General features: G+C 65.3%; 11 protein-coding genes. 8 read left to right on the top strand and 3 right to left on the bottom strand.

Features of this window, described 5'->3' with window-relative positions; genetic code table 11:
• The first annotated feature begins 301 nt into the window (after nt 1-301).
• Genes CEJ42_RS12820 through CEJ42_RS12805 form a run of 4 tightly spaced genes read left to right on the top strand, consistent with a single transcriptional unit; the run spans nt 302 to nt 3,951 of the window.
• Entirely contained in the window at nt 302-943 is a 642-nt protein-coding gene (locus CEJ42_RS12820) for a paraquat-inducible protein A (protein ID WP_088751323.1), read from the top strand.
• On the top strand, nt 940-1,701 hold the full coding sequence (locus CEJ42_RS12815; RefSeq protein ID WP_088751322.1) for a paraquat-inducible protein A: 762 nt from the start codon (nt 940-942) through the stop codon (nt 1,699-1,701). Before CEJ42_RS12820 ends, CEJ42_RS12815 begins: the two co-directional genes overlap by 4 nt.
• Nucleotides 1,694-3,316 carry a PqiB family protein gene (locus CEJ42_RS12810; protein WP_088751321.1) on the top strand — a complete coding sequence of 541 codons (1,623 nt, stop codon included), beginning with the start codon at nt 1,694-1,696 and terminating at the stop codon, nt 3,314-3,316. Before CEJ42_RS12815 ends, CEJ42_RS12810 begins: the two co-directional genes overlap by 8 nt.
• Entirely contained in the window at nt 3,316-3,951 is a 636-nt protein-coding gene (locus tag CEJ42_RS12805) for a PqiC family protein (RefSeq protein ID WP_165774430.1), read from the top strand. Before CEJ42_RS12810 ends, CEJ42_RS12805 begins: the two co-directional genes overlap by 1 nt.
• Before the next feature lie 81 nt (nt 3,952-4,032).
• Here CEJ42_RS12805 and CEJ42_RS12800 read toward each other — a convergent pair whose 3' ends face one another.
• A complete protein-coding gene (locus CEJ42_RS12800; RefSeq protein ID WP_079218773.1) occupies nt 4,033-5,607 on the bottom strand; it encodes a DEAD/DEAH box helicase in 1,575 nt (524 codons plus the stop codon).
• Nucleotides 5,608-6,029: 422 nt separating this feature from the next.
• Nucleotides 6,030-6,812, bottom strand: coding sequence for an enoyl-ACP reductase FabI (gene fabI, locus CEJ42_RS12795; RefSeq protein ID WP_079218774.1), 783 nt, complete (start codon nt 6,810-6,812; stop codon nt 6,030-6,032).
• Between the two features lie 347 nt (nt 6,813-7,159).
• Between fabI and CEJ42_RS12790 the strand changes: the two genes are divergently transcribed.
• The 4 genes from CEJ42_RS12790 to CEJ42_RS12775 are packed head-to-tail and all read left to right on the top strand — an operon-like array spanning nt 7,160 to nt 12,786.
• Nucleotides 7,160-8,968, top strand: a complete 1,809-nt coding sequence (locus CEJ42_RS12790; RefSeq protein ID WP_088751319.1) for an extracellular solute-binding protein — start codon at nt 7,160-7,162, stop codon at nt 8,966-8,968.
• A 58-nt stretch (nt 8,969-9,026) separates the two neighbouring features.
• Nucleotides 9,027-10,097 carry a microcin C ABC transporter permease YejB gene (locus CEJ42_RS12785; protein WP_079219360.1) on the top strand — a complete coding sequence of 357 codons (1,071 nt, stop codon included), beginning with the start codon at nt 9,027-9,029 and terminating at the stop codon, nt 10,095-10,097.
• Nucleotides 10,094-11,173: an ABC transporter permease gene (locus CEJ42_RS12780; RefSeq protein ID WP_079218776.1), complete on the top strand. Its 1,080-nt coding sequence runs from the start codon at nt 10,094-10,096 to the stop codon at nt 11,171-11,173. The genes CEJ42_RS12785 and CEJ42_RS12780 overlap by 4 nt, the downstream gene beginning before the upstream one ends.
• The gene (locus CEJ42_RS12775; RefSeq protein WP_088751318.1) at nt 11,170-12,786 is read left to right on the top strand and encodes an ABC transporter ATP-binding protein; all 1,617 of its coding nucleotides are present in this window, start codon (nt 11,170-11,172) and stop codon (nt 12,784-12,786) included. Before CEJ42_RS12780 ends, CEJ42_RS12775 begins: the two co-directional genes overlap by 4 nt.
• 169 nt (nt 12,787-12,955) lie before the next feature.
• Here the strand turns inward: CEJ42_RS12775 and CEJ42_RS12770 are convergent, their stop codons facing one another.
• A complete protein-coding gene (locus CEJ42_RS12770) occupies nt 12,956-14,488 on the bottom strand; it encodes a transglycosylase SLT domain-containing protein (protein WP_079218778.1) in 1,533 nt (510 codons plus the stop codon).
• Between the last annotated feature and the right edge of the window lie 287 nt (nt 14,489-14,775).

Here is a 14,775-nt window from a genome sequence, read left to right as displayed (position 1 = left end):
CTGTTCAGTCGTAGGGAGATTTTTGCTGCGGAAGTCATTCGGCGACTTTAGAAGATTGCCTGCAAGCTTGTCAAGGGCTATCTTCTTTACAAGCGCAAATGCGTGCCGGGTCGCAATATATTTGTTGTTAGAATCGTCGAGTAATTTACCGACGGGTCATTAAAAACGATGTTTGCAAAACGCAAATGATTGCAACCATTGAACGCCCCGGGCCGATTTGGCTCAAAATGGGGCGCCTGGGTGCCTGCGGGCGCGCCACGACTCTCCGATAACAATAGCCAGAAAGCAGAACGACTCATCCATGCAGAAACGCCCGGACCTCATCGTTTGCGAAGAGTGCGACGCCGTATATCACCGCCCCCGCCTGGGGCCGTGTGAAATCGCGCGCTGCCCGCGCTGCGAGGCCGAACTCGACCGCGACACCGGCAAGCGGCTGGAGCGGCTGCTGCCGCTGACGGTGGGCGCGCTGGTGCTGTTCGTGATTGCCAACGCTTTCCCCATCGTCACCATCGAGCTGCAGGGCCTGTCCAACGACACCACGCTGATCGGCGCGGTGATGGCGCTCGCACGCGACGGCATGTCGGAGGTGGCGTTGCTGGTCATGGCCACCACCTTGCTGTTCCCGCTGATCCAGATGCTGGTGCTGTTCTACCTGCTGCTGCCGTCTTCGCGCCTGGAACGCCCGCCCGGCTTCGTGCTGCTGCTGCGCCTGATGCAGGCCGCGCGGCCCTGGGGCATGATCGAGGTGTTCATGCTGGGCGTGCTGGTGGCGCTGATCAAGCTCTCCAACATGGCCGAGGTGATTCCCGGCCCGGCGCTGTGGTCCTTCGGCGCGCTGACCGTGCTGCTGACCGCGGTGGTCTCGTTCAATCCGCGCTATATCTGGCACATCTGCGAACAGAAGCAGGCGCTGCGCGAGACGATCGGGGAGCACGCGCCATGAGCCGCGCGGCATCTTCCGGCGCCGCCGGACCAGCCGTCGCGCCGGCCGCGGATGCGGTACAGGCGCAGGCGCAAGTGACCAACGCCGCCGACATCGACGTCATCGGCTGCCATCACTGCGGCACGGTGTGGCAGGGCGCGCGCCAGGGCGACCGCTGCGGCGTGTGCGACGCGCCGCTGCACGTGCGCAAGATCGACAGCCTGAACCGCACCTGGGCGCTGCTGATCGCGGCCTGCATCATGTACATCCCGGCCAACCTGATGCCGGTGATGGTCACGCGCACGCTGTTCGACGAGCAGCGCGACACCATCCTCTCCGGCGTGATCTACTTCTGGACCTCGGGCGAATGGGGGCTGGCGCTGGTGGTGTTCGTGGCCAGCTTCCTGGTGCCGCTGTTCAAGCTGGCGGCGCTGATCATCCTGGTGCTGTCGGCGCGCCGCCGCAGCAGCTGGCAGCGCCTGCAGCGCGCCAAGATGTACCGCGTGATCGAAACCATCGGCCGCTGGTCGATGCTGGATGTGTTCGTGGTCTCGGTGCTGACCGGGCTGGTCAAGATCCACGGCTTCGCCGACGTGCATGCCGGCATCGGCATTGCCGCCTTCGGCGCGGTGGTGGTGCTGACCATGCTGGCTTCGCTGGCCTTCGACCCCCGCCTGATCTGGGATGAGGAAGACCGCCAGCGGCAGGCCGAGCAGACGGCCGACGTCAATGACCTCGAGTTAAAAGAAATCGAAAACATGAAGGAACGCAATGACTGATCCGCACGACGAAAAACCGGCGCTGCTGCAGCCCAGGCGCGAGCGCAGGCGCAACTGGCTGCCTTCGCTGGTCTGGCTGATCCCCATCATCGCGGCCATCGTCGGCCTGACGCTGGTGGCCAAGATCCTGGTCGACCGCGGCCCGGTGGTGACGGTGAGCTTCATCTCGGCCGAAGGGCTGGAAGCCGGCAAGACCAAGGTCAAGTACAAGGATGTGGACATCGGCCAGGTGCAGTCGATCAAGCTGTCGGAGGATCGCTCCCACGTGCTGGTGTCGATCCAGCTGACCAAGGAGGCCTCCGGCTTCGACGCCGAGGACACGCGCTACTGGGTGGTGCGCCCGCGCATCGCCGCCTCCGGCATCTCGGGGCTGGGCACGCTGCTTTCGGGCGCCTATATCGGCGCCGACGCCGGCGCTTCCGGCGAGACCAAGAAGGACTTCGTCGGCCTGGAGCAGCCGCCCATCGTCACGCGCGACGCCTCCGGGCGCCAGTTCGTGCTGCATACCGACGACCTCGGTTCGCTGGACATCGGCACGCCGGTGTTCTACCGCCGCATCAAGGTCGGCCAGGTGATGGCCTATGACCTCGACGCCGACGGCAAAGGCGTGACGCTGCGCATCTTCATCAACGCGCCCTACGACAAGTTCATCACGCTCAATTCGCGCTTCTGGCACGCCAGCGGCTTCGACATGGAGCTCAACGCCAGCGGCTTCAAGCTGCATACCCAGGCGCTCTCCACCGTGGTGCTGGGCGGCATCGCCTTCCGCGACCGCAATGAAGACGAGAAGAGCCCGCCGGCCAAGGAGGGCTCGGAGTATCAGCTGGCCGACGACGAGACGACCGCGATGAAGGATCCGGACGGCGCGCCGCAGACCGTGCTGCTGTACTTCGACCAGTCGCTGCGCGGCCTGCAGCCGGGCGCCTCGGTCGACTTCCGCGGCGTGGTGCTGGGCGAGGTCAAGAGCGTGGGCATCGAATACGACCGGGCCAAGGGCGAGTTCCGCATGCCGGTGCTGGTGCAGATTTATCCGGACCGCCTGGGCCGCCGCTTCAACCAGGACGTGACCGACACCCGCTACTCCCATACCGAGCGCCTGAAGTTCCTGGTCAAGCGCGGCCTGCGCGCGCAGCTGCGCAACGGCAACCTGCTGACCGGCCAGCTGTATGTGGCGATCGACTTCTTCCCCAAGGCCAAGCCGGTCCAGATCGACGCCAGCAAGGTGCCGGTCGAGCTGCCTACCATCCAGGGCAGCCTGGACGAGATCCAGACGCAGATCTCCGACATCGCCGCCAAGCTGTCCAAGGTGCCGTTCGACGAGATCGGGCGCGACCTGCAGACCACCGTCAAGACCCTGAACAAGACGCTGACCACGGCCGAGCAGACCGCCGCGCGCATCAACAACGACATCGCGCCGGAAATGACCGCCGCCATGAAGGACGCGCGCAAGACCCTGAACGCGGCCGAACGCACGCTGTCCGACGACGCGCCGCTGCAGCAGGATATCCGCCAGACCATGCAGGAACTGTCGCGCGCGGCGGCGTCGATCCGGGTATTGACCGACTACCTGCAGCAGCACCCGGAATCGCTGATCCGCGGCAAACAGGAGCCATGATGCCAAACCACAAGAACAACTCCCTGAAGTCCCTGGCCGCCGCCGCGCTGGCGGCGGCCCTGCTGGCCGCCTGCGGCAGTTCGCCGCCGGCGCAGTTCTATACGCTGTCGGCGCCGGCGTCGGCCTCGACAAACGGCGCGATCCCCGCGCAGGGGCCGCAGACTTTCATCGAGGTGATGCCGGTGGCCGTGCCGGACCGGCTGGCGCGTCCGCAGCTGGTGGTGCGCAGCGACGCCACCCGCGTCGACGTGCTGGAGCAGGAGCGTTGGTCCTCGCCCTTCAACAGCGAGCTGCGCGATGCGCTGGCCGCCGGCGTGGCCAGCCGCCTGGGTGCAATCGACATCTCGCGCAGCGGCCGCCCGGCCGACCAGGTCAGCTATCGCATCGCCGTCGAATTGCGCGATCTGGACGCCGTGCGCGGCGGGCAGGTGCAGGCCAGCTTCGGCTGGACGGTGACGCGTTCGGATGACCGCAGGAGCACGGTCTGCCGCATGACGGTGGTCGAGCCGGTGGCCGGCGGCGCCGTCGGCGATGTGGTGCTGGCCATGCAGAAGGCGGTCTCGGGCGCGGCCGACGCCATCGCCAACAATGTGAAGGCGCTGCAGGCGGGGCAGGGTGCCAAGTGCGCCGGCTGAAACCGTAAAACGGAACGCCCATGAAAAAAGCCGCTTCAGATGAAGCGGCTTTTTCTTTTTAAGGCCGGGGCGATACGCAGATCAGCGGTCGCCGTAGGAGCGGCGCGGGCCGTCGGAGCGGAAACCGCCGCCGTTGCCCTTGTAGCCGCCGCCACCGCCGCCTTCGCGACGCGGGCCGTTGCCGGCCGGCTTGCCGCCGAAGCTGCGGTTGTCGCGGTTGCCGTAGCCGCCTTCGCGCTGGCCGCCTTCACGGTTGCCGAAACCGCCACCGCCTTCGCGATGACCGAAACCGCCTTCGCGCGGAGCGCCTTCACGATTGCCGAAACCACCGCCGCCTTCGCGGTTGCCGAAGCGCTGGTTGTTGCCGCCGTGATTGCTGCGGCCGTCGCCCGGACGCCAGTTGTTGGGCTTGCGCGGGCCGCGCGGTGCGGCCGCCTTCTTCGGTTCGTAGCCTTCGACCACGTCGACCGGGATGCTTTGCTTGGTGAAGCGCTCGATGCGCTTGACGTGCATGCCTTCGGAGTGGTTCACCAGCGAGATCGCCACGCCCTTGCGGCCGGCACGACCGGTACGGCCGATACGGTGCACGTAGTCTTCGGCGAACTTGGGCAGGTCGTAGTTGAACACGTGGGTGATGCCCGGCACGTCGATGCCGCGCGCGGCGACGTCGGTGGCCACCAGCATGCGGACCTGGCCGCGGCGCAGGCTGTTGAGGGTGCGGTTGCGCGCGCCCTGGTGCATGTCGCCGTGCAGAGCGGCGGCGGCGAAGCCGGCGATGTTCAGGCGGTCGGCGATGGTGTCGGCGTCGCGCTTGGTGGCGGTGAAGATCACGGCCTGGTCGATGCTGGTATCGCGCAGCAGGTGGTCCAGCAGGCGGTTCTTGTGCGACAGGTCGTCGACGAAGTGCACGCGCTGCATGATGTTTTCATGGCGGGTCGACGAGCTGGCGATCTGGATGGTCAGCGGGTTGTTGGTGATGCGCTTGGCCATGTTGCCGACGACGCCGTCCAGCGTGGCCGAGAACAGCATGGTCTGGCGCGTGGCCGGGGTGGCGGCGACGATCTTTTCGATGTCGTCGATGAAGCCCATGTCCAGCATGCGGTCGGCTTCGTCCAGCACCAGGATCTGCAGCTGCGAGAAATCGATCTTGCCCGATTCCATGTGGTCGATCAGGCGACCCGGGGTCGCGACCAGGATTTCAGGGTTCTTCGACAGCAGTTGCATCTGCTTCGGGTAAGGCATGCCGCCCAGGATGGACACCACGCGCACGCGGCGCATGTACGAACCGTACTTGTCGGTGGCGGTGGTCACTTGCAGGGCCAGTTCGCGGGTCGGGGTCAGCACCAGCATCTTCGGCTGCGCCGGGGTGAAGCGGGGACGTTCGCCGCGGGCGCGGCTGGCCTGGCGTTCCTGGTTGGGGGTACGGTTGCCCGCGCCGGCTGCCGGCGCCGATTGCGGCAGGTCGGCCAGCTTGTGCAGCGAGGGCAGCATGAAAGCAGCGGTCTTGCCCGAACCGGTCTGCGAGGAAACCAGCAGATCCTGGCCGCCGATGGCGGCGGGGATGGCCTTTTCCTGGACCGGGGTCGGGGTGGTGTAGCCTGCTTCGGTCAGTGCTTTGATGATCGAAGGGTTCAGGCCGAGTGCTTCAAAAGTCATAATCTCTTTCGTGAATGTGAACGTCAGGCACCATGCGACAGGCGCACGCGAGCGCGCCGGGCATCAGAGGCCTGAACGAAAAAAAGCAACGCCAACCGACGAAATGACTATGAAAAAATACAAAGAAATTTCGGCACAAAAGCTTTGCGCCGGGACGGCATCATCGAACGATGCCAGAGGCGGGGGGCTTTTACTGAAAACTTGTCTTGCTGACAGGTAAGGCTTGCGAAGCTGCTTGGGCGATCTCGGCGCAAATGTATTCAGATGAGTACGTTTTCATGCCGGATTCGCTCGCGCATCGCTTATTGCGACGCACAAGCCGAATCATACAGTAAAACATCGAGTTTGGCATCATGCCAAATCGTCAATCTGTGGCTTATTTGCGCTTCGGCGGCTCAGCAGGGAGCCGCCGAAGTCCCGTATTACTCGGCAATGCCGCCGACCACGCGGGAGAAGCCGCCGTCGACATAGGTGATTTCACCGGTGATGCCCGAGGCCAGGTCCGACAGCAGGAAGGCCGACGCATTGCCGACGTCTTCGATGGTCACGTTGCGGCGCAGCGGAGCGGTCGCGGCCACGGCGCCCAGGATCTTGCCGAAGCCCTTGATGCCGCTGGCGGCCAGGGTCTTGATCGGGCCGGCCGAGACGCCGTTCACGCGCACGCCCTTGGGGCCCAGCGCTTCGGCCAGGTAGCGCACCGAGGCTTCCAGCGAGGCCTTGGCCAGGCCCATGGTGTTGTAATTGGGGACCACGCGCTCCGAGCCCAGGTAGGTCAGGGTCAGCAGGGCGGCGTTGGGCGACAGCAGCGGCACGGCGGCCTTGGCCATGGCCGGGAAGCTGTAGGCCGAGATGTCGTGGGCGATCTTGAAGCCTTCGCGCGAGAAGCCTTCCAGGAAGTCGCCGGCAATCGCCTCGCTGGGGGCGAAGCCGATGGCGTGCACCAGGCCGTCCAGCTGGCTCCAGGACTTGCCGAGGTCGGCGAACAAGGCATTGATCTGCTCGTCGCTGGACACGTCGCAGTCGAAGATCAGCTTGCTGTCGAACTCTTCCGCGAACTTGGTGATGCGGTCCTTGAAGCGCTCGCCGACATAGGTGAAGGCCAGTTCGGCGCCTTCGCGCTTGCACGCTTCGGCGATGCCGTAAGCGATGGAACGGTTGGACAGCAAGCCGGTGATCAGAATTTTTTTGCCTTGCAGAAATGCCATGATGACTCCGTGTGGGTAGCGGCGACGCGCATCGGGCGATCGTTTCGATCGTCCTTGCGCCGGCGCCGGGCTGGAACAGGCCCAGATTGTAGGGGCTAGCGCCGGGCGGGGCAACCTCTGCGCCCGGCCGGGCCGGAACTTGCCGCATCGGTTGGCCTCGGAACTGCCAGGGCCGGCCATGCGTTTTGCTTGTTTGCATGGCTGTTTTAATTGCTTCCCTGTAATCGGCCATCTATTTACAATGCCCCGAACAAAATACGTTTCTTCCTTGCCGGGCACGGGACTTGCCTGACAGGAAGCTTCCACCGGAACGACATCAAGCCAACAAGAGCGCAGACAACCACCGCATGGTCAAAACCCTCATTTCCTGCCTGCTGGCCGCAGCCCTGGTCCACAGCAGTCCCGCCAGCGCGGAGCATGCCTTCTCGCTGTACGACACGCCCAAATATCCCGCCGGTTTCACCCATTTCGACTACGTCAATCCGGACGCGCCCAAGCGCGGCACGCTTTACCTCGCCAACCCGGATCGCCGTACCAGCTTCGACAAGTTCAATCCGCTGTCGATGAAGGGCGTCTCGGCCGCCGGCATCGACGCGCTGATGTTCGAGACCCTGGCGGTGTCGTCCTCGGATGAGGTGGCCACCGTCTACGGCCTGCTGGCCGACGACATGAAGCTGGCGCCGGACCGCATGTCGATGACCTTCCACATCAACCCCAAGGCGCGCTTCAACAACGGCGACAAGGTCACCGCCGAGGATGTGAAGTATTCCTTCGACACCATCATGGCCAAGGGCGCGCCGCAGTTCCGCTCGGTATTCGCCGACGTCAAGGGCTGCGTGGTGGTCGACGCCGCCACCGTGCGCTTCGACTTCGCCAGCCAGAACCATGAGCTGCCGCTGATCGTGGGCAGCGTGCCGGTGTTCTCCAAAAAGTGGGCGCAGGGCACGCCGTTCGACCAGATCCAGCTGACCCCGCCCGTCACCACCGGCCCCTACGTGATCGACAGCTACGACACCGGCCGCAGCATCACCTACAAGCGCAACCCGGACTACTGGGGCAAGGACGCGCCGACGCGGCGCGGCATGTTCAACTTCGAGCGCATCGTCTACCGCTTCTACAAGGACGACCTGGCGCGGCTGGAGGCCTTCAAGGCCGGCGAGTTCGACGTGGTGGTGGAATACAGCGCCAAGAACTGGGCGCGCAGCTACACCGGCCCGCAGTTCCGCGACGGCCGCATCATCAAGAAGGAGTTCAAGCACTCCAACGGCGCCGGCATGCAGGGTTTCGTGATGAACCTGCGGCGCGACCAGTTCAAGGACCCGCGCGTGCGCCAGGCGATCGGGCTGGCGCTGGACTATGAATGGATGAACCGCCAGCTGTTCTACAACCAGTACACGCGCATCTATTCCTACTTCAACAACAGCCAGCTGGCCGCCACCGGCGTGCCCGAGGGCGACGAGCTGGCGCTGCTGCGCTCGATCCAGGCCAAGGGCGGCAAGGTCGATGCGGCCGTGTTCGGTCCGGCGCCGGTGCAGCCCAATACCAATCCGCCCGGTTCGCTGCGCGCCAACCTGAGGAAGGCGCGCGAACTGCTGGCCGAGGCCGGCTGGGTCTACCGCGACGGCGCGGTGCGCAACGCCCAGGGCGTGGCGCTGTCCTTCGAGATCCTGGACGACCAGAGCTCGATGTCGCGCGTCATCAGCGTGTTCGCGCGCAACCTGCGCACGCTGGGCATCGACGTGGTCCAGCGCAGCGCCGACTTCGCGCTGGTGGCCAAGCGCATGGAAGACTTCGACTTCGACATGACCAGCATCCGCTTCCCCGACACCAGCAGCCCGGGCAACGAGCTGTTCGACATGTTCGGCTCCAAGGCGGCCGACGAGAAGGGCTCCAACAACGTCTGGGGCCTGAAGGACCCGGTGGTGGACCAGCTGGTGCTGGCGGTGGTGGCCGCCGACACCCGCGTCAAGCTGACGGCGGCGGCGCGCGCGCTGGACCGCGTGCTGCTGCACAAGTACATCGTGGTGCCGCACTGGTATTCGTCGACCCACCGCATCGCCTACCAGAACCGCTTCGGCATTCCCGCGGTGGCGCCGCTGTACTACCAGGCCGATCCCTACGTGATCGCCACCTGGTGGGAAGAGAAAGGACGCTGAACATGGCTCGCAAGGCAACTTCCGGCTGCGCCGGGTTTGAACGAGGATGGCCGCTGGCATGAATATCTGGTCTTACATACTGAAGCGGGTGCTGCTGATGGTGCCCACCCTGTTCGGCGTGATCGCCATTACCTTCGCGGTGATCCAGTTCGTGCCCGGCGGGCCGGTGGAGCAGGCCATGCTGGAGATGAAGGGGCGCGGCGGCGGCGGTGAAGCCTCCGGCGGCGGCGCCGCCACCGGCGCTTCCGCCTATCGCGGCCGCCAGGGCATCGATGAGCAGCGCATCGAAGAGATCAAGAAGCTCTACGGCTTCGACAAGCCGCCGGCCGAACGCTTCTGGGGCATGGTCAAGGGTTTCCTCACCTTCGACCTGGGCAAGAGCTTTTACCACCATGGCGATGTCTGGACGCTGGTCAAGTCCAAGCTGCCGGTGTCGATCAGCATCGGGCTGTGGACCTTCTTCCTGAGTTACCTGATATCGATCCCGCTGGGCATCGCCAAGGCGGTGCGCGAGGGGACGCGCTTCGACGGCTTCACTTCCGCGCTGGTGCTGGTGGGCTATTCGATCCCGGGCTTCGTGCTGGGCGTGTTTCTGCTGGTGGTGTTCGCCGGCGGCAGTTTCCTGCAATGGTTCCCGCTGCGCGGGCTGACTTCCGACAACTGGGAGAACCTGTCGCTGCTGGGCAAGGTCACCGATTACCTGTGGCACATCACGCTGCCGGTGGCGGCGTCGGTGATCGGTTCCTTCGCGGTGATCACCATGCTGACCCGCAACACCTTCCTCGAGGAAATCCGCAAGCAGTACGTGCTGACCGCGCGCGCCAAGGGCCTGTCGGAGCGCAAGGTGCTGTACAAGCACGTATTCCGCAACGCGCTCATTCCGCTGGTGACGGGTTTTCCGGCGGCCTTCATCGCGTCCTTCTTCGCCGGCAGCCTGCTGATCGAGACCTTGTTCTCGCTGGATGGCATGGGCCTGCTGGCCTATGAGTCGGCGATCCGCCGCGACTATCCGGTGGTGATGGGCACGCTGTACCTCTTCACGCTGATCGGCCTGGTGGTCAAGCTGCTGGGCGATCTTTGCTATGTCTGGGCCGATCCGCGCGTCCAATTCGAAAGCCTGGCCAAATGAGCTCCCTGCCAACCTCCGCCGCGCCGGCCGCACCTGCGGCGCCTTCGCCGTCACCTTCAGTGTCACCCGGCCGCCGCATCTGGCTGCGCTTTCGCGCCGAGCGCAACGGTTACTGGAGCCTGGTGCTCTTCGTCATCCTGTTCGTGCTGAGCATGGGCGCCGAGCTGGTCTCCAACGACAAGCCGCTGGTGGCCAGCTACAAGGGCGAGCTGATCTTCCCGATGCTGCGCGACTATTCCGACAAGAGCTTCGGCGGCGATTTCGATTCCCCGGCCGACTACCTCGATCCCTTCATCCAGGACCAGTTCAAGAAGGACGGCAACTGGGTCGTCTATCCGCTGAACCGCTACGGCTACAACACGCTGAACTACTTCGCCAGGGAGCCCAATCCGGCCGCGCCCTCGGCCGACAACTGGCTGGGCACCGACGACCGCGGGCGCGACGTGTTCGCGCGCCTGCTGTACGGTTTCCGCGTCTCGGTGCTGTTCGGCCTGGCGCTGACGGCCATCGGCGTGGTGCTGGGCATCGCCGCCGGCGCCGTGCAGGGCTACTTCGCCGGCCGCACCGACCTGATCACCCAGCGCCTGCTGGAAATCTGGGGCTCGATGCCGGAGCTGTACCTGCTGATCATCTTCTCCTCGATCTTCCAGCCCAGCCTGGGCCTGCTGCTGGTATTGCTGTCACTGTTCGGCTGGATGAGCCTGTCGGACTACGTGCGCGCGGACTTCCTGCGCAACCGCAATCTTGAATACGTGCAGGCAGCGCGCGCGCTGGGCTTGCCGAACCGGCTGATCATCTGGCGCCACATCCTGCCCAACAGCATGACCACGGTGGTGACCTTCCTGCCGTTTCGCATGAGCGCGGCGATCCTGGCGCTGACCAGCCTCGACTTCCTCGGCCTGGGCGTGCCGCCGTCCACGCCCAGCCTGGGCGAGCTGCTGGCGCAGGGCAAGAACAACCTCGACGCATGGTGGATCGCGTTGTCGACCTTCGTGGTGCTGACCGTGACGCTACTGCTGCTGACCAATATCGGCAATGCCCTGCGCAATGCCCTGGACGTGCGGAGGAAGGCATGAGCGCGCCCTTGCTTGAGGTACAGAACCTGGCGATCCGCTTCGGCGACGCCGTGGTGGTCGACGACATCAGCTTTTCCATCGCGCCCGGCGAGAAGTTCGCGCTGGTGGGCGAGTCCGGTTCCGGCAAGTCGGTCAGTTCGCTGGCGGTGCTGAGGCTGAACCAGGATGCCCGCTACGGCGGCCGCATCCTGTTCAACGGCGAGGACATCCTGCAGAAGTCCGAGCGCCAGATGCAGCAGGTGCGCGGCAACGACGTGGCGATGATCTTCCAGGAGCCGATGACGGCGCTGAACCCGCTGTTTACCATCGGCAACCAGATCGCCGAGGTGCTGATGCGCCACGAAGGCATCAACGCCAGGGAGGCGGCGCTGCGCACCGTGGCGCTGCTGGAGAAGACCGGCATTCCCGAGCCCGCGCGGCGCGCGCTGGCGTATCCGCACGAGCTCTCCGGCGGCCAGCGCCAGCGCGCCATGATCGCCATGGCGCTGGCCTGCAAGCCCAGGCTGCTGATCGCCGACGAGCCCACCACGGCGCTGGACGTGACCATCCAGGTGCAGATCCTGGAGCTGCTGAACCAGCTGCAGCGCGACGAGAACATGGCGGTGCTGATCATCTCGCACGACCTGAACCTGGTGCGCCATTTCGCCGACCGCGTCGGCGTGATGGAGAAGGGCCGGCTGGTCGAGACCGCCTCCACCGCGGAGCTGTTCGCCAATCCGCAGGAGCCCTACACCAGGAAGCTGCTGCAAAGCCGCCCGCAGCGCACCGTGGCCGAGGTCGCCGCGGATGCGCCGACGGTGCTGCAGGCCGAGCAACTGCGCTGCACCTACCAGATCAAGCAGGGCTGGTTCAAGAAGCGCCTGTTCCAGGCGGTCGACGGCGTCGATTTGCAGCTGCGGCGCGGCGAGACCCTGGGCATCGTCGGCGAGTCCGGCTCCGGGAAGTCGACGCTGGGCATGGCGCTGCTGCGCCTGTCCGGCTCCCGGGTGACGGGCGCGATCCGTTTCGACGGCGCCTCCATCGCCGAGCGCAGCAGTCGCGACCTGCGGCCCATGCGTTCGCGCATGCAGGTGGTGTTCCAGGATCCGTTCGCCTCGCTGTCGCCGCGGCGCACCGTGGAGCAGATCGTCGGCGAAGGCCTGGCCTTGCATCATCCGGAACTGAGCGCAGAGCAGCAGCGCCGCACCATCGCCGACGCGCTGGCCGAAGTCGGCCTGCCCGATTCGGTGCTGACGCGCTATCCGCACGAGTTCTCCGGCGGCCAGCGCCAGCGCATCGCCATCGCCCGCGCGCTGGTGCTGCAGCCCGAGTTGCTGTTGCTGGACGAGCCGACCTCGGCGCTGGACGTCACCGTGCAGCAGCAGGTGCTGCAGCTGCTCTCCGAGCTGCAGCGCCGTCACGGCCTGGCCTATCTGTTCATCACGCACGACCTGGCGGTGGTGCGCGCCATGGCGCACCAGGTGCTGGTGATGAAGGATGGCAAGGTCGTGGAGGGCGGCCTCACGGAGGAAGTCATGCAGCGGCCCCAGCATACCTACACCCAGCGCCTGCTGGCGGCGGCGTCCTATGCCGCCGATGCGCCCGATGCGGGCGACGGGGCAGGCGCGGCCTGAGCAGCGCTTTGCGCGCCAATGAAAAAGCCCCGCATGCGCGGGGCTTTTTTCTTTCTTGTTGTGAGGTATTGCAGTACTGGCAGTGCTTTTTTTGTGGCAGTCGAGCTGCTCTGGTCTCCTCCGGTTCCTCCGGATTTCCTGCGCGGGAGCGGCTCCCGTACGGCTTGTCTTATTGCTTGCGCGCGCCGCTGCCCGAGGCCAGCGTGATCGGCTTGCCGGCGGCGACCTTGCGCGCCGGGGCGGGCGCGGCCTTGCGCACCGGCGCACGGGCGGCGGCCACCTGGCGGCGTACCGGCGCGGCGTGGCGCACGGCGGCCACGCGGGTCGGCGCCGCATGGGCGACGTTGGGCACGTTCAGCTGCAGGCTCTGGCCGGCGGCCAGGGTGTCGCGCTTCAAGCCGTTCCATTCCTTGATCTGGGCCACGCTCACGCGGTAGCGTCCGGCGATGCCGGCCAGGGTGTCGCGCTTGCCGGCCTTCACGAAGATGCGGCGCGTCTCAGGCACGTCCGGCGCGATGGCCAGGCGGGCGTTGTCGGCGATTTCGGGCGTGAGGTCGGTGTCCAGCGACGCGGTTTCTTCGGTCTTGGGCACCAGGATGGTGGAGCCGGCCTTGAGCACCATGCGCGGCGGGATCTGGTTGACGCTGCGGATCACTTCAGGCGTGGTGCCGAACTTGCTGGCGATGGTCTCGATACGCTCACGGGCGCTGGAGACGGTGTGCGCGGTCCAGGTCGAGAAGGCCTGGGTCCACTTGGTCATGTTGGTCTTGAACTTCTCGGCGTTCGATTCGGGCAGCAGGATCTTGGTGTCCTCGCCGCCGATGATCACCGGGCGGTTGAACTGCGGGTTGAGCGCCTTGAATTCATCCAGCGACAGTTCGGCCAGCTGCGCGGCCACCTTCACGTCGATGTTGCGGGTCTTGCCGATGGTGACGAAGTAGGGCTGGTTGTCGACCTTGGGCAGCGCGATGTCGAACGAGGCCGGGCTGGCGATGATGTTCTTCACCGCCTGCAGCTTGGGCACGTAGTTGCGCGTCTCGTTGGGCATCTGCGCCGACAGCGTGTTGAAGTCGATCGGCAGGCCGGCTGCCAGGTTGCGGTTCACCGCGCGCTGCACCGAGCCTTCGCCCCAGTTGTAGGCCGCCAGCGCCAGCTGCCAGTCGCCGAACATGCCGTAGAGCTTCTGCAGGTAGGTCAGCGCCGCATCGGTCGAGGCCAGCACGTCGCGGCGCTCGTCGGTGAACATGTTCTGCTTCAGGTTGTAGTCACGCCCGGTGGAGGGGATGAACTGCCACATGCCGGCCGCCTTGGCGGTCGACAGCGCTTCCGGATTGAAGGCGGACTCGATGAAGGGCAGCAGCGCCAGTTCGGTCGGCATGCCGCGCTTTTCCAGTTCCTGCACGACGTGGAACAGGTAACGCGAAGCGCGCGCCGTGGTGCGCTGGATGTAGTCGGGACGGGAGCTGTACCACTGGGTCTGGCTTTCCACCAGCGCATTGTCGAGGTCGGGGATGCCGAAGCCCTTGCGGATGCGCGTCCAGATGTCGATGTCATTCATCCCGGGCAGCGCGTTGCCGGCCAGTTCGGGATTGATCGCGTTGAAGGGCGCGGGATAGATCGAGATGTCGTTGGCGTGGGAGAGCAGCGGGGTGCTAGCGCAAAACAGGGCGGCAATAGCGAGATTCTTCAGTGTTCGCTGCATGTGGGCGATATCCTGTGCCAGAGGCTAAAGTTTGCTGTCGGCGCTTCCGTCGCAGAGCTGTGCAGTAAGCTCGGAGCCTCCCGCCGGAAAACGATTTCATCTCGCCCGGCAGTATTGGCGGCAATGCAAGGTCGGAAGCTGCGGATTTCCCCTGAGCACGAATCGCTACGAGAAACAGCTTTAAAAGCGGCTAGTAAAAATACGTAAAAGCCGCCGCTCCAAAATGGGGAATGCAGGGAGTGTACGGAAGACCCTTTTCCGCAGTCAAGTAAAAATTGGCCTCTGTT

It is taken from the genome of Herbaspirillum robiniae (genome assembly GCF_002213415.1).
Classification (GTDB): domain Bacteria; phylum Pseudomonadota; class Gammaproteobacteria; order Burkholderiales; family Burkholderiaceae_D; genus Herbaspirillum; species Herbaspirillum robiniae.
This window is presented reverse-complemented; position numbering and strand designations above follow the sequence as displayed.